The sequence below is a fragment of the uncultured Rothia sp. genome (assembly GCF_963544205.1).
In the GTDB taxonomy this organism is placed as follows: domain Bacteria; phylum Actinomycetota; class Actinomycetes; order Actinomycetales; family Micrococcaceae; genus Rothia.
This window is the reverse complement of the sequence record NZ_CAUUDY010000009.1, coordinates 43,892-65,572: the sequence shown is the minus strand read 5'-3', so window position 1 is coordinate 65,572 and position 21,681 is coordinate 43,892. Positions and strand designations below refer to the sequence as shown.

General features: G+C 61.6%; 13 protein-coding genes and 1 tRNA gene. 4 read left to right on the top strand and 10 right to left on the bottom strand.

Annotated features, from left to right (window positions below):
• Nucleotides 1-141: 141 nt before the first annotated feature.
• From RWZ58_RS06050 to argS, 9 genes are all read right to left on the bottom strand, one after another.
• Nucleotides 142-1,353, bottom strand: a complete 1,212-nt coding sequence (locus RWZ58_RS06050) for an L-threonylcarbamoyladenylate synthase (RefSeq protein WP_314658014.1) — start codon at nucleotides 1,351-1,353, stop codon at nucleotides 142-144.
• Between the two features lie 169 nt (nucleotides 1,354-1,522).
• Complete coding sequence (prmC, locus tag RWZ58_RS06045) at nucleotides 1,523-2,431, bottom strand: peptide chain release factor N(5)-glutamine methyltransferase (RefSeq protein ID WP_049354855.1); 909 nt, start codon at nucleotides 2,429-2,431, stop codon at nucleotides 1,523-1,525.
• 167 nt (nucleotides 2,432-2,598) lie between these two features.
• Nucleotides 2,599-3,681: a peptide chain release factor 1 gene (gene prfA / locus RWZ58_RS06040; protein ID WP_049337341.1), complete on the bottom strand. Its 1,083-nt coding sequence runs from the start codon at nucleotides 3,679-3,681 to the stop codon at nucleotides 2,599-2,601.
• 139 nt (nucleotides 3,682-3,820) lie between these two features.
• A complete protein-coding gene (rho, locus tag RWZ58_RS06035) occupies nucleotides 3,821-6,031 on the bottom strand; it encodes a transcription termination factor Rho (RefSeq protein ID WP_314658013.1) in 2,211 nt (736 codons plus the stop codon).
• 513 nt (nucleotides 6,032-6,544) lie between these two features.
• Entirely contained in the window at nucleotides 6,545-7,513 is a 969-nt protein-coding gene (gene thrB / locus RWZ58_RS06030) for a homoserine kinase (RefSeq protein ID WP_314658012.1), read from the bottom strand.
• A 122-nt stretch (nucleotides 7,514-7,635) separates the two neighbouring features.
• Entirely contained in the window at nucleotides 7,636-8,736 is a 1,101-nt protein-coding gene (gene thrC / locus RWZ58_RS06025; protein ID WP_005507788.1) for a threonine synthase, read from the bottom strand.
• 173 nt (nucleotides 8,737-8,909) lie between these two features.
• On the bottom strand, nucleotides 8,910-10,199 hold the full coding sequence (locus RWZ58_RS06020) for a homoserine dehydrogenase (RefSeq protein WP_314658011.1): 1,290 nt from the start codon (nucleotides 10,197-10,199) through the stop codon (nucleotides 8,910-8,912).
• Between the two features lie 301 nt (nucleotides 10,200-10,500).
• Complete coding sequence (locus RWZ58_RS06015) at nucleotides 10,501-12,021, bottom strand: diaminopimelate decarboxylase (RefSeq protein WP_314658010.1); 1,521 nt, start codon at nucleotides 12,019-12,021, stop codon at nucleotides 10,501-10,503.
• 97 nt (nucleotides 12,022-12,118) lie between these two features.
• Entirely contained in the window at nucleotides 12,119-13,783 is a 1,665-nt protein-coding gene (gene argS / locus RWZ58_RS06010; RefSeq protein ID WP_314658009.1) for an arginine--tRNA ligase, read from the bottom strand.
• A 74-nt stretch (nucleotides 13,784-13,857) separates the two neighbouring features.
• Between argS and RWZ58_RS06005 the strand changes: the two genes are divergently transcribed.
• From RWZ58_RS06005 to RWZ58_RS05995, 3 genes are all read left to right on the top strand, one after another.
• Nucleotides 13,858-13,931 (top strand) — tRNA-Arg (locus RWZ58_RS06005).
• Between the two features lie 251 nt (nucleotides 13,932-14,182).
• Nucleotides 14,183-15,130 carry an NADP-dependent oxidoreductase gene (locus tag RWZ58_RS06000; protein WP_314658008.1) on the top strand — a complete coding sequence of 316 codons (948 nt, stop codon included), beginning with the start codon at nucleotides 14,183-14,185 and terminating at the stop codon, nucleotides 15,128-15,130.
• Between the two features lie 14 nt (nucleotides 15,131-15,144).
• A complete protein-coding gene (locus RWZ58_RS05995) occupies nucleotides 15,145-16,305 on the top strand; it encodes an alpha/beta hydrolase (RefSeq protein ID WP_314658007.1) in 1,161 nt (386 codons plus the stop codon).
• A 73-nt stretch (nucleotides 16,306-16,378) separates the two neighbouring features.
• Here the strand turns inward: RWZ58_RS05995 and RWZ58_RS05990 are convergent, their stop codons facing one another.
• On the bottom strand, nucleotides 16,379-16,840 hold the full coding sequence (locus RWZ58_RS05990) for a helix-turn-helix domain-containing protein (RefSeq protein WP_049354863.1): 462 nt from the start codon (nucleotides 16,838-16,840) through the stop codon (nucleotides 16,379-16,381).
• Between the two features lie 284 nt (nucleotides 16,841-17,124).
• On the opposite strand from RWZ58_RS05990, the gene hrpA reads away from it, so the two are divergent.
• A complete protein-coding gene (hrpA, locus tag RWZ58_RS05985; protein ID WP_314658006.1) occupies nucleotides 17,125-21,657 on the top strand; it encodes an ATP-dependent RNA helicase HrpA in 4,533 nt (1,510 codons plus the stop codon).
• The last annotated feature ends 24 nt before the right edge of the window (nucleotides 21,658-21,681 follow it).

The window sequence follows — 21,681 nt, the reverse complement described above, 5'->3', positions numbered from 1 at the left end:
AGACGCACAACCTAGGGGCACGCAATCTGTAAGACTCATAGCAAAAGGGAACCCCCGATATATCTAAACGATATATCGGGGGTTCCCTATACGTTTTTATGCGCCGAGCTTTATGCGCCGGACTCTTACACGCGTAGAGGTTTAGAGGTGGTCCTCCGGGGCGTCCTTCTGCTCGGTCTTTGCAGGCTCGGTCTTTGCCTCAGGCTCAGCGTCTTCAGCCTTAGCTTCTGCCGCCTTTGCCTCGCTCTGAGCAGGCTTGCTCTTAGCGGCAGTCTCAATCTTCGACTCGCCAAAGACCAGAGCACGAGCAGTATCAGCAGGCACAGGCAGGGTCTGCGGCTCATCTGCACGAACCGGCTTCGGAGTGTTATCGCGATAACCGCGCGCACGCTCCTGGTCCACGCCAGTGCTGAACGCAGAAGACAGAGTCGACGTAGCGCCCAGCAGGGACGCCGCAACAGAACCAGCAGCCGGTGCAGAAGCGCGACGAGCAGGCTCACCGCTCACGGTATGGGTGCTGTCCCACTGCTCATACGCCTCATCCAGGTCAGCCTGATCGTCCAGAGCACGCTCAGAAGGAGCCGACTCAGACGACGCGGAAGAAGCAGCCTCTGCTTCCTCAACCTTACGAGCCGCCTGGGCATCAGCCTCCGCACGAGTCAGAATCGACGGAACAACCTCACGCAGTTCCTCCACCGGAATCGCGCCCTCACGAACCACCACGTAGGGGAAGGAGGTGCAATCCAGAATCGTGGACGGTGCCGGGTCACGCTCAGTCACCACGACCACGCCGTCCTCATTCGGCTCAGACTCAAGCGGCTTCGGGCGGGCGCCGCCATCAATCACCACGGCAACATCCTCACCCAGCGAATCCATGGCGGTCTGCGCATCCAGTGCAGCTTCATGACCGGTCTTGTTCGCGCTCGAAACCGCCAGCGGACCGTGCTCGGTCAGCAGCTTCAGGGCAAACTCGTCATCGGGAACACGCACGGCGACGGTACCGCGGGTCTCACCCAGATCCCAGCTCAGCGACGGGTACGCGTGAAGAATAAGAGTCAGCGCGCCGGGCCAGAAGCGACCACCCAGGTCGTAAATGTCGTCCGGAACGTCGTCCACCACGCCGGCGAGCGCAGCAAGATCAAAAATCAGCACGGGCGGCGGCATGGTGCGGTCGCGGCCTTTATCTGCCAGCAGCTTGGCAACGCCCTGATGCGAGAAAGCATCGGCGGCAATACCGTAGACGGTATCGGTGGGCATCACAATCGTGTCGTGCGCCTTCAGCGCCTCGCGGGCAGCCTCGATGGCCTCGCGGGTCTCAGTTTCAGTCGTTACGGGATACAGCTTTGCAGTCACGGGTCTTATTCTCTCATGTTTTTCTGGATGCGGCGAGGCGCCGGCATCCACAACGCGCCATGTGGAAGCGTTCTTCCGAGCGTTCACCATATTTCGCCGGCTCTGAGCCTGCTGCGGAGGCGGACGCGTTGCCTTCACGCAGCCCGGCGCTGGCTAGGTGGTGCATCTACTAGTTTAAAGGCTCTAGTGGGTGCGGTTTATAACCGACGCTATGCCGCGGGCGATTATTCAGGTCACGCACCGGGTAGCAGCCCTCAAAGCCGAGACGTGCCAAGAGTTCGGCAACGGCTTCTTCCTGGGTGTCGTCGTGCTCCATGATGAACAGGCCGCCGGGGGCTAGAAGCTCGAAGGCGCGGGCGGCGATAGCGGAGGGCATCTGCATGCCGTCATCTCCCCCGCCGTACAGCGCCATGTCCGGGTCGTGGAGGGCGGCCTCCGGGTCGGCGGGTACGTTCGCCGGCGGAATGTACGGAGGGTTGGAGAGCACCGCGTCGAAGGTTCCGGCAAGCTCGGACAGGGCGGTGAGGGCGTCCCCCTGAACCAGGTGCACGCCGAGCGGTTCCAGGTTCTTGCGGGTGTAGGGGATGGCGTCCTCGGAGAGCTCCACCGCGAACACCTGGGCGTTCGGTAGTTCGCTCTTGACTGCCGCCGCGATGGCGCCGGACCCCGTGCACAAATCGACGACGCGCAACGGACCGGTCGCCGGCTCAGCGCGTGTGCTCAGCACTTTGAGGGCTTCTTCGACGAGGAGCTCGGTCTCGGGGCGGGGTACGAACACGCCCGGTCCGACTGCCAGTTCTAGGCGGTAGAAGGGAGCGGAGCCGGTGATGTGCTGTAGCGGTTCGCGGCGGGCGCGGCGGGCGATCAGCGCCTCGTACTCTGCAACCTGGTCGGGGGTGAGCCGCTCCCCCATGAGTGCGGCGTGCTGTAGGCGTGAGCGTGAGCCGTCGTAGAGCAGGTGCGCGGCGAGTAGCTCGGCGTCCACGCGGGGGCTGGGTACCTGCGCTAGTGCTGCGGTGGCGCGCGTGAGTACTTGCGCGAGCTCTTCTCCGCGCGGGTCGTGCACATTCACCTTCATGAGCTCTCCTTCTCGTCTTTCAACGGCTCAAGTCCCCAACGATTCAAAACCTGTCACCGCATACAGGTGAGGGGCTCCACCGCCGCAGCGGCGAGCCCCTCACCAACATCTCACGCCGATTCCGAAGAATCAGCAAGAGCAAATACAGAACCTACTTCTGTACAGAATTACTTCTGCTCCTGGCCCACCTGAGCGAGGCGGTGCGCCTCATCCATCTCAATAGCAGACTGAACCACAGGCTCCAGGTCACCATTCAGCACAGCATCCAGGTTGTACGCCTTGTAGCCGGTACGGTGATCCGCAATGCGGTTCTCCGGGAAGTTATAGGTACGGATACGCTCCGAACGGTCCATAGTACGCACCTGCGAAGCACGGTGCGCCGCGTTCTCAGCGTCAATCTGCTCCTGCTGGTGAGCCAGCAGTCGCGCACGCAGCACGCGCATTGCAGCTTCACGATTCTGCAGCTGAGACTTCTCATTCTGCATCGCCACCACAATACCGGTCGGAAGGTGGGTAATACGCACCGCCGAGTCGGTGGTGTTCACCGACTGACCGCCCGGACCTGAAGAACGGTACACGTCAATCTTCAGGTCGTTCTGGTTAATCTCGATTTCCTCGGGCTCGTCCACCTCGGGGAACACCAGCACACCAGCCGCGGAGGTGTGGATACGGCCCTGCGACTCGGTCGCCGGCACACGCTGCACGCGGTGCACGCCGCCCTCGTACTTCAGGTGCGCCCACACACCCTCAGCAGGCTCATTCGAGGAGCCCTTAATAGCAATCTGGGCGTCCTTGTAACCGCCAACATCGGTGCTGGTCGAGGAAATAATCTCGGTCTTCCAGCCCTTGTTCTCGGCGTAACGCATGTACATGCGCAGCAGGTCACCAGCGAACAGAGCCGCCTCGTCACCACCGGCACCAGCCTTCACTTCAAGAATGACGTTACGGCCATCATCCGGGTCACGCGGAATCAGCAGGCGGCGCAGCTTCTCCTGAGCAACCTCCAGCTCCTCCTCCAGGCCGGGAATCTCCGCCGCAAAATCCGGATCCTCATCAGCCATCTCGCGAGCAGCCTCAAGGTCATCCTTCAGCGAAGTGTACTTGTTGTACGCAGTCACAATACCGGTCAGTTCCGCGTAACGGCGGCCCACACGGCGTGCCTTACCCTGATTCGCCTGCACGGCGGGGTCAGCCAGCTGATTCTGCAGGTCAGCGTGCTCATCCAGCAGAACCTGAATAGATTCAAACATTCTGTTCTCTCTTCCATCTCCCGCACTTTACGCCGCACGGGCAGGCACTAGACATCTCACACCCCTTGCAGGGATGCACAAAACGAACGGCTCACGCGCCCCACCCGCAAGAGGAGGTGGGGCGCGTGAGATACGAGCCTTAGTCGACCAGACGCAGACCGTTCTTCTGAACCGTCAGAAGGAACTCCACGTTGCTTTCAGTCTTACGCAGCTGGTTGGTCAGAACGCCCAGAGCCTGCTCGGGCTCCATACCCGCCAGGGCACGGCGCAGACCCCACATAATCTTAATCTCATCCGGGGAAAGCAGGTTCTCCTCGCGGCGAGTACCAGAAGCGTTAATATCAACCGCCGGGAAGATACGCTTATCCGCCAGCTGACGGGACAGGCGCAGCTCCATGTTACCGGTGCCCTTGAACTCTTCGAAGATCACTTCGTCCATCTTCGAGCCGGTCTCAACCAGGGCGGTAGCCAGAATGGTCAGCGAGCCGCCCTCTTCAATGTTGCGGGCCGCACCGAAGAACTTCTTCGGCGGGTACAATGCGGCAGAATCCACACCACCGGACAGGATACGACCGGATGCCGGAGCAGCCAGGTTGTATGCGCGGCCCAGGCGGGTCATGGAGTCCAGCAGCACGACCACATCGTAGCCGAGCTCCACCATACGCTTTGCACGCTCAATAGCCAGCTCAGCAACAGTGGTGTGATCCTCAGCGGGGCGGTCGAAAGTCGAGGCAATAACCTCACCCTTGACGGTGCGCTGCATATCGGTCACTTCTTCAGGACGCTCGTCGACCAGGACCATCATCAGGTACACGTCCGGGTTGTTCACGGTAATCGCGTTCGCAATGGACTGCAGCATGAGGGTCTTACCCGCCTTCGGCGGGGACACAATCAGACCACGCTGGCCCTTACCGATCGGGGACACCAGATCAACCACGCGGGTACCCAGCTTCTTCGGGGTGGTCTCCAGGCGCAGACGCTCCTTGGGGTACAGCGGAGTCAGCTTGGAGAACACGCGGCGGTTAGCTGCCTCTTCTACGCTCTGACCGTTAATCGCCTCAACCTGAACCAGGGCGTTGAAACGCTGGCGGTTGTTCGACTCACCCTCGCGCGGCACGCGAATCGCGCCGAGCACGTGGTCACCCTTACGCAGGTTGTACTTCTTCACCTGAGCCAGGGAAACATACACGTCGTTGGTGCCGGGCAGGTAGCCGGTGGTACGCACAAAAGCGTAGTTATCGAGGATATCCAGAACACCCGAAATCGGTGCCAGCACATCGTCTTCGCTCAGGCGAGGCTCGTTCTCCTCGCGGCGGCGAGCCTGCTTCTCAGCACGCTCAGCCTGGCGGTCACGCTTGGAACGGCGCTCAGTACGCTCGGCACGCTCTGCGCGTTCTGCACGCTCAGCAGCCTTACGCTCGGCACGTTCACTACGCTCAGCATTGCGCTCTGCGCGCTCCGCCTGGCGGTCACGCTTAGTGCGGCGCTCAGTACGCTCGCCGTCCTGGTCGCGGCGACGCTCACGGGTGCGGGTACGCTTCGAGCTCTTCTCACCGTCGGGGGTGCCAAAAGTCATGTCCAGGGCAGCGTTCAGGCTGTCCAGGCTAGCGGTGCCATCAGCGGTAGCAGCCTTCAGCTCAGCCGAGTTACCGGGCAGGTCAACCTGCTCCGAACGCTCACCAATACGCTCAGCAGCCAGCTCAGCGCGCACATCCAGCGGAGGAAGCTCAGCGGGCTTCTCATCCTTACGGGTGCGGGTGCGGCGGGTACGCTTCTCAGCCTTCTCGCCCTTCTCAGACTTTTCAGCCTTCTCGGACTTCTCAGCTGATGCGTCCTCACCCTCAGCGGCACGGCGAGCGCGGGCACGCTTCTGAGCGGGAGTCTCATAGCGAGAAGAACGGGTACGCTTCTCAGCCTTCTCGCTCTTCTCAGCGCCCTCAGCGGGAGCCTCAGCAGACTCAGCGTTTTCGGTCATTTCAGCAGTCTTCTCTGCCTTCGCCTCGGCGTCCTTCTGGGCGCGGGTACGGCGAGTACGGCGAGGCTTAGACTCCTCAGCCTTCTCAGCAGCGGGAGCATCAGCAGATTCAGCAGCAGGAGCCTCCGCAGGTGCTTCAGACTTGGGGGATTCAGCATTAGGTGCTTCAGATTTCGGCGCAGCAGGAGCGGCTACGGCGCCGCCACGCTGGTGCTCCTCAAGAGCCTGAACCAGCTCAGCCTTCTTCAACTTCAGGTAGCCGCGGATACCAAGCTGCTGGGCGAGGACACGCAGCTGCGCGACCTTCAAGTTCGCAAGTTCCGGTGCGGCAGCAGCCGTACCGTACTCATCGGTGACAACAATATTCTTTGCCAACTACAATTCCTTTGGTTATAAGCCCTGAAAATCTTCAGAATAAAGATCGGGCGGGCGCTATAGCGCGGTCAAAGGTTTAGACACTGCCGAAAGAAAACAGCAGTCTGCACCTTCGACTCCCTCGAACCGCGCTGGAGGCGGTTCGCGTCTCTTACCGTACCCGCTGATTCAGACACAGCGAGCACACACGGAAGATAAGGCGCTCTATCACAAATGTGGGCAAGCCCAAACCATCATCTATAAGAACCATCTACACGAGATGAAGAGGATGGATTGGTCACTTTGAAAGGGCACCCGCCGCGAAACCGAACCCCCAGAAAAGTCTTCCCCTATGCGTCAGAAACAAAGAAAGACGTGGAATCCAAAGGCACTCCCCCGAACCCTACCGGCTCCCACTCAGATACACAAAGCACCTGAGGCATAAGGGGAAACGGAAGTACGTTACGAAGGATAGTATCGACGGTCTACATTGAACGACGGGCGAACCTCAACATAGGACGAACTAATAACGTCCTACTGAGTAACTATAACACCTTCAGTATCAATTTCAAGGGGAAGCACTCGCCAGTTCAGGCGGCGATCCGCGATAGCGCTGCAAGGGTGGGTCGCAGCGAACTCGGCAATAGCCTCCTGCACCTGCTGCACCTGCTCATCGCCGCGCGCAAAGGTCAAAACGGTCGGGCCAGCACCAGAAATCACTGCCGCAAAACCCTGACCGCGCAGGTACGCCACCAGCGCAGCCGACGGCTCCATCGCGGTCACACGGTAACCCTGATGCAGGTAATCCACGGTCGCATCCATCAGGTGCTCGGGAGCATCAGAGAGAGTGCGCACCAGCAGCGCCGCGCGAGCCGAGTTCGCCACCGCCTCAACGTGGGGCATCTGTGCGGGAATCAGCGAACGAGCAAGCTTCGTCGACACCTCATAATCGGGCACAGCCACCACAGGGTGAACATCAGGATGCACCGGAATAATCAGGGACTTCCAATTGCCCATCTCGCCCCAGGACACCGACAGGTTGCCGTAAATCGCCGGAGCCACGTTATCCGGGTGGCCCTCCATATCGGAGGCGACCTGCAGCATCTGCTCACGGCTCAGGCGGTACTCCTCCGGCAGCAGACCGCTCGCCGCAGCCACACCCGCCACAATAGCCGACGCCGAAGAACCCATACCGCGAGAATGCGGAATCTTATTATCAGCAATCAGCTTCACCGGAGGCAGCTCATCCAAACCAGCCGCCGCGAAACCAGCCTTCATCGCCTGCAAAACCAGGTGGCTCTCATCGCGAGGAACATCCGCGCTACCCTCACCGCTGAGCTCGAACTCCAGACCGGACTCAATACGCTCAACAACCAGCTCATCATAGAAGCCAAGACCCAAACCCATGCTGTCATAGCCGGGACCCAGGTTAGCGCTCGTAGCGGGAACGCGAACCTTAACGGACGCGCCCACCGGAATATCAGAAATATGCAGGGAAGACATGAGAAGAACCTCGCGATCGGTGACGTAATGAGTGAATAGGTGAAAGATACAAAAAGGACTGTCATGCAGGTGCACCCCGCCCCGAAAACCGGGACGGAGTGCACACAATAGATACAAACAGACTAGTGCAAATCGAGAATATCTGCCACAGCAACCACATCGAAGGGAGCCTTAGTCGGCTCAACCTTCACGCCGTTAACAGCCTCAAGAGCCCACTGCGGGTCCTTCAGACCGTGACCGGTCACGGTAATCACGATGGTCTTACCCTCGGGAGCCTCACCAGCGCGGTGCTTCTTCAGCAGACCCGCAACACCGGCAGCCGAAGCCGGCTCCACGAACACCCCCTCACGCGAGGACAGCCAGCGGTGCGCCTCCAGAATCTCCTCATCGGTCACAGCCTCAATCACACCGCCGGACTCGTCACGAGCAGCTTCAGCCTTCTCCCACGACGCGGGGTTACCGATACGGATAGCGGTCGCAATGGTCTCGGGTGCCTCAATCGGGTGGCCAGCAACGATCGGTGCAGCGCCAGCAGCCTGGAAGCCCCACATAATCGGACGCTTGGTCGCAACCGGCTCCAGAACCTTACCGTCACGGTTGGTGTAAGGCTCCGAGTACTCCTTGTAGCCCTTCCAGTACGCAGTGATGTTACCCGCGTTACCAACCGGCAGCAGGTGGTAATCGGGAGCGTCACCCAGGGTGTCAACAACCTCGAACGAACCGGTCTTCTGACCCTCAATACGGTAAGGGTTGACCGAGTTCACCAGGAACACAGGGTAGTTCTCGCTGAGCTTGCGAGCAATCTCCAGGCAGTTGTCGAAGTTGCCGTCAATCTGAATGATGTCAGCACCGTGAGCAATCGCCTGAGACAGCTTACCCATGGAAATCTTGCCGTCCGGAACCAGCACTGCACAGCGCATACCAGCCTGCAGAGCGTACGCAGCAGCCGAAGCGGAAGTGTTACCGGTCGAAGCACACACAACAGCCTTTGCACCGTCACGCTTAGCGGCGGTCATCGCGCTGGTCATACCGCGGTCCTTGAACGAACCGGTCGGGTTCATACCCTCAAACTTCAGGTAAACGGTGTTACCGGTCTCAGCAGACAGTGCCGGCGCGTGAATCAGCGGGGTACCACCCTCGCCCAGGGTCACAGCCTTCACATCGTCTGCGAAGGGCAGACGGTCACGGTACTCATTGATAACGCCCTGCCACACGTGTGCCATTGGCTTCTCCTTCAATCTTGGCGCCCCGCCCGCCGGACCTCCCATAGGTTCGGCGCGGTAGCGGGTACGCGGGTTAGTTAGTGAGCGATGCGCCCGCAAGCGAACATCGCAGGTTTAGTAAGCGGCGTGTGCCGCACGTAGATAACGCTTTCGAGCCCAGTTATTCTCGGCGCCTAGTGCTTCTCGGACTCCACGCGGATAACCGAGTTCACCTCACGCACAGTGTCCAGAGCGTCAATCACGGCAATTGCACGGCGCAGATCGGAATCCTTCGCCGAGTGGGTCACCATACGAATCTGAGCCGCGCCCTCCTTCGGAGTGGACTGACGCAGCGAATCCACCGAAATACCGTGCTCGGCCAGGATACGGGTAATGTTCGCCAGAACGCCCAGGCGGTCCTCCACCAGAACACCCACCGAGTAGCGGGAAATCACGTTGTCCAGGCTGGTTGCGTGCAACTGAGCGTGGGAAGTCTCCGGAACACCGGGGCCACCCAGCACCAGACGACGAGCCAAGGACACGAAGTCACCCAGAACAGCCGACGCGGTGGGAGCGCCACCCGCACCGGGACCGTAAAACATCAGCTCGCCAGCGTTCTCCGCCTCAACAAACACAGCGTTGAACGCACCGTGCACGCCCGCCAGCGGGTGCTGACGAGGAATCAGGGTCGGGTTCACGCGAATGTTCGCGCCGTCCTCACCCTCGCGCTCACAGATAGCCAGCAGCTTGATGACGTAACCATCAGCATCCGCAGCAGCAACATCATCAGCGGTGATGGCGGTAATGCCCTCGGTGTGCACATCATCAATAGTGAAGTCAGAGTGGAACGCCAGCGAAGCAACAATCGCAGCCTTCGACGCGGCGTCGTGGCCCTCAACGTCAGCGGTCGGGTCAGCCTCCGCGTAGCCCAGCTTCTGAGCCTCAGCCAGTGCATCTGCGAAAGAAGCACCGGTGGTGTCCATCTGATCAAGAATGTAGTTGGTGGTGCCGTTCATGATGCCCAGAACGCGGGTCACGCGGTCACCAGCCAGGGAATCACGCAGCGGGCGCAGAATCGGGATAGCACCCGCAACAGCAGCCTCGTAAGAGAGCTGAGCGCCGGACTTATCAGCGGCAGCCTGCAGCTCCACACCGTGCTTAGCCAGCAGCGCCTTGTTACCGGAGACCACGGACTTACCCGCCTTCAGAGCACGCAGAATGCGGGTGCGCGCCGGCTCAATACCGCCGGTCAGCTCGATGACCACATCCGCCGCATCAATCAGGGATTCAGCGTCAGTGGTGTACAGCGAGGGGTCCGCATTCCAGTGGCGGGATGCATTAGTATCGCGCACAGCAATACCGATCAACTCCACGGGGGCGCCAATGCGCTTCTCAAGGACAGCGTTATCCTCGACCAGGATGCGAGCAGCCTGGGAACCGACATTACCGGCACCAAGCAGTGCTACTTTGATCTTTTCAGCCACGATAGTCTCTTTCTACGGTCTGTTCCGGGTTCGCCCCGGTATATCTTCGGGCTAGGCGTGGATGCGGTGCAGAGCACGCACTCAACAACCACTTTATCAAGAGCCGAGGACGGCTCAGCAGCCTCAAGCTGCGACTTTTACTCTCTGAGATGAGGTATCCCTCACAGTAATGAGGTGAACCTTATTGTCTGCAGAGTTTTGAACACGCAAAACCGTGAAGCCCCGCCTCGCAACCGCCACCTCACGGTGCGCATGGCAGAGACGGGAAGCTTCACGGTTTCATAGCATCTGGGACGGAACTCTATATATCCGAACCCATATCCAGCGCCAGCATGTCCTCCTCGCGCTGGCGGCGAATCATCACACGGGAGGGACGACCCTCAGCAGTCGCGATCACCGGCGGGCGGGTCAGGAAGTTGTAGTTCGACCCCAGCACGTAGCAGTACGCGCCCGTCGCCGGAACCGCCAGAATATCGCCCGCCTGCAGGTCCGCCGGCAGGTAGCAGTAGCGCACCACCACATCGCCGGATTCGCAGTGCTTACCCACCACACGGCAGAGTACCTGCTCCCCCACCGGGGCACGATTCGCCAGGGTCACCGAATAGTCCGATTCGTACAGCACCGGGCGGGCGTTATCGCTCATACCGCCATCCACAGAGACGTAGCGGCGCACGCGAATATCGCCGTTCTCGTCCTCAATGCTCACGTTCTTGATAGTGCCGACCGTGTACAGGGTCGCGCCCGAGGGGCCCGAAATGGAGCGACCAGGCTCAAACGACATGTGCGGAATCGCCATACCCAGACGCTCGCAGGTTGCCGCGACGGAAGCCGCAATCGACTCGGTCACCTCGGTAATGGAACGGGGGTGATCCGCCTCGGTGTAGCCGATGCCGTAACCGCCGCCCAGGTCCAGCTCCGGCAGGGTCACGCCCAGGTCGCGGTTGAGGCGGTTCATGAACTCCAGGGCGGTGGTTGCCGCCTGTTCGAAGCCCTCCGCCTCAAAAATCTGCGAACCAATATGGCAGTGAATACCGCGGAAATCCAGGGAGTCGGTCCCGTTCAGAATCGCAGCAGCCAGCGCCGCGTAAGAGTCGGTAGCCTCAACGCCCCAGTGCTCCAGCTCTTCCTCTTCCAGACCGGCGAGCGCGGCAGTACCGGGCTGCAGGGACATGCCGAACTTCTGATCCTCGTGCGCGGTCGCAATGGACTCGTGGGTCGAGGCGTGCACGCCGGGGGTGATGCGAATCAGCACCGGAACCGGGGCGTAGGGCTCCTTGCCTTCCGCCACACGCTCGGTTGCAAGCTCTGCGTACACCTGCTCAATCAGCTTGAGCTCATCCACCGAATCAGCCACCACGCGGCCCAGGCCGTTGCGGATCGCGCGGGCAATTTCAGCCTCCGACTTGTTGTTGCCGTGCAGCGCGATATTCGCGCCCGGAACCTGCGCGCGCAGAGCCAACGCCAACTCACCACCGGAGGCGGTATCCAGGCACAGACCCTCCTCGGTTGCCCAGCGTGCCACCGCGGTGGACAGGAAAGATTTGCCGGCATAGTAGACACTCACCTTAGCACCGTGCGCGGCGAAAGCCTGTTCAAAAGCAGTGCGGTAGGAGCGGGCTCGGGTGCGGAAAGTGGTCTCAGAGAAGACGTACTGCGGGGTGCCATGCTCAGCCGCCAGGTCGCTGACGGTCACGCCGTCAATGCAGAGTTCGCCCTGCTCATTGCGGGTAAAGGAATCAGTCCAAATGGTGCGGGACAGTGCCTCGGGATGCTCGGGGTAGGTGAGCCATTCAGGGGCGTAGAGGGTGCGGGCTTCGCTCATCGTGTCTCTTTCAGTAACTATCGTTGAGTATCTTTGAGGGCAATGCGTTCAACCCCCGCCCCGGTAGCACCGGGTCGGGGGTTGAATCGAAAAGGTATTACATGCGCTCGGGTGCGCTCACACCCAGCAGGTTCAGGCCGTTAGCCAGCACCTGCTGTGCCGCGTTGTTCAGCAGCAGGCGGGTACGGTGCAGGTCGGTGACCTCTTCATCCGCCTTGGGTGCAACGCGGGAGACACCGTACCAGCTGTGGTACGCCGAAGCGAGCTGCTCCAGGTAGCGGTTGACACGGTGCGGCTCGTAGAACTTCGCGGCGTCGCGCACGGCAGCGGGGAACTGGCCGAGCACAGCCAGCAGCTCACCGTCAGCAGCCGAGTCGAGCAGGGAGGTGTCCACGCCGTCCTCAATCTTCACGCCAGCCTCCGCAGCGTTACGTGCCACAGCGGCGGTACGTGCGTGAGCGTACTGCACGTAGTAGACCGGGTTCTCGTTGCTCTTGGAAGTCAGCAGGCCCAGGTCAATGTCGATGGGGGTGTCCACCGAGTAGCGGGTCAGCTCGTAGCGTGCCGCGTCAACGCCCACAGCCTCGACCAGGTCCTCGAGGGTAACCACGGTGCCGGCGCGCTTGGACATACGGACGGGCTTGCCGTCCTTGACCAGGTTCACCAGCTGACCGATCATGACCTCAATCTGGTCGGCGCGGTAGCCAAGAATCTGGGCGATAGCCTTCAGACGGCCCACGTAGCCGTTGTGGTCAGCGCCGAGCATGTAAATCGCCACGTCGGCGGGGTTCTCTGCGCGAGTCATCTTATCCTGGTAGTAGGCGATATCGCCCGCCACGTAGGCGTGGTTGCCGTCAGACTTAATGACCACGCGGTCCTTGTCGTCGCCGTAGTCGGTGGTGCGCATCCACCATGCGCCGTCAGCCTCGAAGAGCTGACCGTTCTCACGCATGGTCTCGAGCAGGGCATCCACCTTGCCGCCTTCGAACACGGAGTTCTCGTGGAAGAACACGTCGAAGTGGGTACCGAATGCCGCCAGGGACTCCTTAATCTGATCGAACATCAGGTGAGTACCGATTTCGCGGAAAATCTCTTCGGGGTTCTCAGCCTCAAGCGCGTCGGGGCGCTGAGCCAGAATCTGGTCCTTAATGTCCACAATGTACGCGCCAGCGTAGCCGTCCTCGGGGGTGTCCTCACCGCGGGCAGCGGCAATCAGGGAGCGCACAAAACGGTCAATCTGGGTGCCGTGGTCGTTGAAGTAGTATTCGCGCACGACGTTAGCGCCCTCAGCCTCAAGGACGCGGGCGAGCGCATCACCGACGGCAGCCCAGCGGGTGCCGCCCAGGTGGATGGGGCCGGTCGGGTTCGCGGAGACGAACTCAAGGTTAATGGTCTTACCGGCGAACTTGTCGCTGCGGCCGTATGCTTCGCCAGCCTCAACGATGGTAGCGGCGAGCTCGCCAGCAGCTGCGGCGTCCAGAGTGATGTTCAGGAAGCCGGGGCCAGCAATATCTACGGATGCAACACCGGGGATGGCGCTAATCTTCTCTGCCAGAAGAGCTGCTGCCTCACGCGGGTTCTTGCCCACCTTCTTGGCGAGCTGCAGAGCGACGTTGGTTGCCCAGTCGCCGTGTTCACGGGACTTGGGGCGCTCCACTCGGACGGCGGGCAGTTCAGCGCCCTCCACGAGGGTCAGCTGGCCGGAGGAAATGGTTTCTTCAAGGGCAAGCGCAATGGCTTCGGAGAGTTCTTCAGGAGTCATAACAAACTATTCTAGCAAGCCTTGGCAGGTGCCTGACCCTTTATCTAGTGCATATCTGATACCATAGGTGGGTTGCCTCTGTAGCTCAGCGGATTAGAGCACCAGTTTCCGGTACTGGGGGTCGAAGGTTCGAATCCTTTCAGGGGCACGATGTTCTTATTCGAGAGGGAACACGGGAGCCGATATCCGAGGCGTATTGTTCGGGTATCGGCTCCTTTTTATTTAACGGCTAAGCCTGGTTGTTGAACATCTTATGCCGGGCAACACCCTCTTCAACCTCAGAGGGTGGACACTACCCGCCTGCCTGTTGTGGCAACGCTAACAGCCTTGAGAGAATGGGAAAACGCGCACACCCGTCACATCAGCACGGCTTCAAGCCACAACAGCGGAGGTAACCCGATGACCACCATGCGCCAGATTCAGCTCACCGAATGGGGCGACGAAAGCGTTCTGCACGAAGCAAACGTGCCTATCCCCTCGCCGGTGCGCGGTCACGTGCTCATCAAGACGGTTGCCGCCGGCGTGAACCCGATTGATCTGACCACCCGCAAGGGTCTGGGCCCTGCCGCACAGCTTGCCGACCCGTCGTACAAGCCCTTCGTGCCCGGCTGGGATGTTGCCGGCACCGTGGTTGCCACCGCCGGCGACTACACGGGTTTTAAGGTGGGCGACGGCGTATTTGGTCTTGTTTCTTTCCCCTCCCCCGCCGGTGCGTACGCCGAGTATGTTCTCGCCCCGGCACACCAGCTGGTGAAGGTGCCCGCCGATGTTCCCTGCGCTCAGTTGGGCGGCACTCCCCTGGCGGCTCTGACCGCATACCAGGCACTCTTTGAGGTGGCGCAGCTGAAGGAGGGCGAGCGCGTACTCATCCACGCCGGTGCCGGAGGCGTCGGCCACCTCGCCGTTCAGCTGGCGGCGCATGCTGGCGCTCAGGTCTTTGCGACCGCCTCCGCAGCAAACCACGAGTTTGTGCGCTCGCTGGGTGCCCAGCCCATTGATTACCGCACCGAAGATTTTCGCGCCGTGCTGGGTCAGACCATGGACGTGGTGCTCAATTCCACCGGTAAGCAGACCTTCCTCGATTCGCTGGAGGTGCTGGTCCCCGGCGGCCGTATTGTCACCCTGACCAGCCCCGACCCGCTGGACGTGGCGCGTGAGCGTGGCTTTGAGGCGCAGTGGCTGACGGTTCACCCGGACCGTGTGCAGATGCAGGAGATTGCCCGCCTCATGTCCCTGGGTTTGCTGAAAGTGCACGTGGATCAGGTGCTTGATTTTTCGCAGGCTGCGCAGGCTCACGCTCTGGTGGCGACCGGACGCACGCGCGGCAAGATCGTGCTGGTTCCCTAGCGCGGCGCTGATCTATGCAGACTTTTGAGAGCGCGCCGGCTACTGAGGGCGCGCTGACCCATGAGGGCACACCCACCGTTGAGAGTACCGAGTACCGCTCCGGTTTTTACCGCGAGGCGGGCTTTTACGATGCCCACTCGCTGCCCGGCTACGGCGCGCAGTCGCCGGTAACTCACGAGGCGTTCGCCTACGACTTCTTCCCCGCGACCGCGGATATCTCCTCCCCCGCGCCGCTACTGGTGTGGGTTCACGGCGGCGCCTGGCGCTTCGGCACCAACCAGGCACTACGAGACACCGTCCTGCGCACCCCCGCCGGGGAGCAGCCCAACACCCAGGCGCTCATGCGCGCCGCTTTCCAGCAGGCAGGCTGGGCGGTCGCCTCCATCAACTACCGGTATTCACATCAGGCGCTCTTCCCCGGTGCCCTGCACGATGTGAAGGAGGCGGTGCGCTTCTTCCGCGCCAAAGCAGCCGAGTTCGGCATTGATCCGCAGCGCATTGCGGTAGCGGGTGGAAGCGCCGGCGGGCACCTGAGCATGATGGTTGCGCATACGGGAGATTCCGCCGTTGAGAATTCCGCCGCCGGTAATCATGCGAGCACGCCCGAGCACGACGAATACTTCGAGGGCAGGGCGGCGAGCGCCTACCCGTCCCATAGTTCGCAGGTGGCGGCGGCGGCTTCGTTTTACGGGGTCAGCGATTTGAGGACCATCTTCACCGATCGTCCTCTGGCTGGTTACGCCCTCGACCATCCCGAGGATGACGGGGCGGAATGGCGACTACTGGGAAGCACCCACCCGGTCCCCGCAGACATGTCTAATATCGACGCCTCCGCGGGTGAGCGGGCGGTTTCGGGTGTTTCCATTGAGCGCGCCCAAAAGAACTGGGAGCGTGCGCATCCTATTGATGCGGTACGCCCCCAGAAACGAGTGAATAAGATCGAAAGTGCCCCTGCACAGGGAGCCAGCGGCGATGCCACTCCCCTGATGCTCGTGCACGGTATTAGTGATTCGTGTGTGCCGTACCAGCAATCGGTGCGGGTGTATCAGGCGCTGCGCACGCGGCAGGTGCCTACCGATTTGGTGCTGGTTCCGGATGCCGAACACGGGGATTCGCGTTGTTTTAGCCCCGATATTGTTCAGCAGATGCTGCGATTTCTCAACCGCGCTGTATAGCCCAACTGCGCTATCTAAAACCGTACTGTCCGGTCTGAGTGATTGATCAGAAAGTAATCGACCAGATGCGGGTTTAGCGAACGCGGCGGTTCACGTATTCGTGCTCGAGGCGGTAGCGTTCGAGGTCGTCAAAAGCAACGCGACGGTGCGTGTTAATGCGCTCGAACGGAATATCTCCGCGCTCCAGCAGACGAACAACGGTCGGGCGGGATACGCCCAGGTAGTCTGCCGCTTCCTGCGTGGTCATGAGGCGGTCCTGGCGAACCACGCAGACGTCCTTGCGGTCGGCGAATGCGCGCGCTACGGAGGTGAGGGGCCCGTACATTTCGGGGGAAATCTGTACGCGCTCGCCGTCGCCGGTGACCAGATAGAGGGTCTCTTCGGCGCTGAGGCGGTCGAAGTGGGTGCGCAGACTCGCGTGAACGAGAGCTTGGAAGAGTTCTTCGCAGCGGTGGTGAATTTCTTCGTGCTGTCCGTCTTCGCAGCAATCCAACACTGCAGCACGCGTTGCCGGGTACGTCTTTGGTGATGGCATAGTCACTCCTTCGTTACTGTGTTATTCACCACTGTAGCAGTTGAACGAAACTATCGAAAGAAAGCTAAGAAGCGCAGTTAATTCGCATCTGCGGTACCTAAAATATAAATGAATAATTATTAGCTTTTTAGATAGTATTTGATGCTATTTATTGTAACTTAATTGCTCACCCGGGGTCGGTATTCCGCCGCCGCCCGCTCTGGTTACCCGCGAACAAACCCAAATATGACAAACAAAGCACAGCCCAAGCCCACCGCGGGCAAGGCGAGTACACTGGATAGGATATGTCTGAGCAGAAATCCACGAAGAAACACGCAGATACTTCCAAGTCCCAGCGCCCCTCCTCGGCTAAGCCCCGCACCGCCCCCACCATGGCGAGCATGGCAGCCGCAATCCACGCGGCAAAGGTACGATCCTCCGAAAAAACCGGCGAAAAAGCCGCAGATAAAACTACTGAGAACAACGCGGTAAAAAACGGCGCCCCGAAGAAGGGTGCGCAGAAGAACAGCGCCCCGAAGAATAACGCAGACCGCAAGAACTCCTCCGGCGGCGCATCCGAACGCAACTCCAACGCCTCCCGCTCCAACCGACGCGGAGGCGCCAACAACCGCGCCCGCAAGCAGGGCAACCAGCAGGGCGGCAACAACGGTAACCGCCAGGGCGAGCAGGAGAACCGCCCGGCACCGCGCCGTTACGAGCCGCTCATTCCCGAGGTCATCACCTACCCCGAAGAGCTGCCCGTCAGCGAACGCCGCGAAGACATCATGAACGCGATCCGCGACAACCAGGTCGTCATCATCGCGGGTGAAACCGGCTCAGGTAAAACCACCCAGATCCCCAAAATGTGCCTCGACCTGGGCCTGGGCGCGAAGGGCCTGATTGGCCACACCCAGCCGCGCCGCCTCGCCGCACGCTCCGTCGCCGAACGCATCGCCGAAGAGCTCGGCCAGAAAATCGGTGAAACCGTCGGCTACCAGGTGCGATTCACCTCCGAGGTCGGAGAACACAGCGCCATCAAGCTCATGACCGACGGCATTCTGCTCGCCGAAATTCAGAACGACAAGCTGCTGCGCCGCTACTCCACCCTCATCATTGACGAGGCGCACGAACGCAGCCTGAACATTGACTTCATCCTCGGCTACCTCAAGCGCATCCTGCCACAGCGCCCGGATCTGAAGGTCATCATCACCTCCGCGACCATCGACCCGGAACGTTTCGCGCGCCACTTCTCCCCCAGCTACGTGCCGGGCAAGGGTATCGTCGACGAAAACCTCAGCGCCGAAGAACGCGAAATCGCCGAAGCAATCCTGCCCGACGACGCGCCGCCCATTATCGAGGTGTCCGGCCGAACCTACCCCGTGGAAATCCGCTACCGCCCGCTCGACGAGGAAGACTACCTCAGCGACGACGAAATCGAAGACGACCACGACCCCACCGACGGCATCCTCGACGCCATCAAGGAGCTCTCCAAGGAAGCGCCCGGCGATATCCTCATCTTCTTCTCCGGCGAGCGCGAAATCCGCGACGCCAAGGACGCTATCGAGGCGATGGTTCTCAAGTCGCCGCGCCTGAACTACGAGGTGCTGCCCCTGTACGCGCGTCTCTCGCTCGCCGAGCAGCACCGTGTGTTCTCCCCCGGTTCCCGCCCCCGCATCGTGCTCGCCACGAACGTCGCCGAAACCTCGCTGACCGTACCCGGCATCAAGTACGTCATCGACACCGGCACCGCGCGCATCTCGCGTTACTCGGCACGCACCAAGGTGCAGCGTCTGCCCATCGAACGCATCTCGCAGGCAAGCGCCAACCAGCGTTCCGGTCGATGCGGCCGCGTCAGCGACGGTATCGCAATCCGCCTCTACTCCGAGGAAGACTTCAACTCGCGCCCCGAGTTCACCGACCCCGAAATTCTGCGCACCAACCTCGCCGCCGTCATCCTGCAGATGATCGCCATCGGCGTGGTGCGCGAACCCGGCGACATCTCGCGCTTCCCGTTCGTGCAGCCGCCCGCATCCCGCGCCATTAACGACGGCGTGAACCTGCTGCGCGAACTCGGCGCGCTCACCGAACGCCCCCGCCAGCCCCGCAAGGGCCGCGGCAACAGCGCAACCCTCACCGCCATCGGCCGAGCCATGGCGGCATTCCCCGTGGACCCGCGCCTGGCCCGCATGATTATCGAGGGTGGCCGCCGCAACTGCGCCAAGGAAATGATGGTGCTCGCCGCCGCCCTGACCATCCAGGACCCGCGCGAACGCCCCGCCGACGTGCGTGCCGAAGCCGACACGATGCACGCCCGCTTCGTCGACGACACCTCCGATTTCTCCTCTTTCCTGCTGCTCTGGGACTACATCAACGAGCAGCAAGCGGCGCTGTCCTCCTCGCAGCTGCGCAAGATGTGCCACCGCGAGTTCATCAACTACCTGCGCATCCGCGAATGGCAGGATCTCTTCGCCCAGTTGCGCGAAATGGGACGCACCGCCAACATTCACGCCAGCGGCGGACGCGATATTAACGCCTCCGCCCACGAAGTCGACATCCACAAGAGCCTGCTCTCCGGCCTGCTCTCGCACGTGGGCGTCAAGGAAGAACGCGAAAAGGACTCCAAGGGACGCAACCGCGGCCCCCGCGAATACCTCGGCGCACGCGGCACCAAGTTCGCGATCTTCCCCGGCTCCGGCCTGTTCAAAAAGAGCCCCGACTGGGTACTCTCCGCCGAACTCGTCGAAACCTCCCGCCTGTGGGCGCGCACCAACGCCTCCATCGACCCGCAGTGGATCGAAGAAATCGGCAAGCACCTCATCAGCGTGCAATACTCCGAACCGCACTGGTCCCTCAGCTCCGGCGCGGCAGTCGCCTACGCCAAGGGCACCCTCTTCGGCCTGACCATCTACGCCGACCGCCCCGTGCAGTACGCCCGTGTGGACGCCGCCGCGGCCCGCGAAATCTTCATCCAGTCCGCCCTCGTCGAAGGTCAATGGCACACCCAGCACAAGTTCTACCTGCGCAACCAGCGCGCCCTCGCCGAGGTCGAAGAGCTTGAGGCACGCCTGCGCCGCCGCGACCTGCGCGTGGACGACTCCGTGCTCTTCGCCTTCTACGATGCCCGCATCCCCGCCCACGTGACGGATGTGCGCGCCTTCGACAAGTGGTGGAAGCAGGCACGTCTCGAAGACGACAACTACCTGGATTTCAACCCCGAGAAGCTCATCAACGAGGAGGCCGCCGACTACGACGACTCCCAGTTCCCGCGCCAGTGGGTGCAGCGCACCGACAGCGGCGAACTCACCCTGGACCTGCGTTACGAATACGCCCCCACCGCCGGTGTGGGAGGCGCCCGCACCGACGCCGCCAAGCGCGATGGCGTGGCGGTTCAGGTACCCATCCTGTTCCTGAACCAGCTGAGCCCCGAACCGTTCCGCTGGCAGATTCCCGGCCTGCGCCACGAGCTCGTCACCGCGCTCATTAAGTCCCTCCCCAAGGCGATTCGCCGCAACTTCGTGCCCGCACCCGACGTGGCGCGCGCCGCCTGCGCTGCCCTCGAGGAAGACTACTCCCCCGCAACCGACGAGCTACTCCCCTCCCTCGCGCTCGTACTGCGCCGCCTGCGCGGTGTGGTCGTCGAGCCCGAAGCCTTCAACTGGGACGCCGTGCCCGAGCACCTGAAAATGGGCTTCCAGGTGCGCAACGCCCGCAACAAGATCCTGGGCGAGGGCAAGGACCTGCGAGCCCTGCAGCAGCAGCTGCACAAGGAGATTCGCAGCGCCCTCGCCGACTCGCTCGGCGCATCCGACGAGGCCATGGCGAAGATGGTTGCGCTCGCGCAGGGCGATTCTGGCAACTCGGGCGGCTCGGGTAGCTCCGCGGCTTCTGCTAAGAAGGGCGCGAAGAACCCGGGTGCCTCTGCCAACGCGGATGCATCCGGCGGAGTACGCGAAATCAGCGGCCTCACCGAATTCCCCGCCGACATGTTCCCCAACGGAGAGATCCCCCGCAAGGTACAGCGTGTCATCGCGACCCAGGCGGTCAACGGCTACCCCGCCCTCGTCGACGAAGAAACCAGCGTAGGCCTGCGCATCTTCCCCACCGAGGCCGAGCAGCTGCACGCGCAGCGCCGCGGCATCATCCGCCTGCTCCAGCTGCAGGTACCCTCGCCCGTGCGCTACGTGAGCGAACACCTCTCCCACAAGGAGAAAATCGTCTTCACGCAGAACCCGCACGGCTCTATCGACGAACTCATCCGCGACTGCACCGTCGCGGCACTCGACCACCTCGTGCCGCACACGCCCATCTTCACGCACGCCGAATACAGCGAACTCTACGAGCACGTGCGCGCCGAACTCATCGAGACGGTCTTCGACGTCACCAAGCTCGTTGCCGAAATCCTCTCCGAAGCCACCGCGCTGAAGAAGGCCATCAAGAAGGCCACCTCGCTGACGACCATGCACGCCGTCTCCGACGTGAAGGCACAGATGGAAAACCTGGTCTACCCCGGATTCGTCGCACAAACCGGATACGACCAGCTGGTTCACCTGCCGCGCTATCTCAAGGCCGCCCAGGTGCGCCTGACCAAGCTCGGCCCGAACCTGCACCGCGACAACCAGCTCATGCTCACCGTACAGGATCTGGAGGATTCCTACGATAACGCGGTCAAGTCACTACCGGCAGGCACCATCGTGCCGGATGCGCTCCGCCGCGTGAACTGGATGATTGAGGAGTTGCGCGTCAGCTTCTTCGCACAGGAGCTCGGCACCGCCTACACGGTGTCTGAGAAGCGCATTGCGAAGGCTCAGCGTGAGGCGCTGGACGCCATCAAGCGTTAGATTGTGAGCTTGCGGATGGCGGTG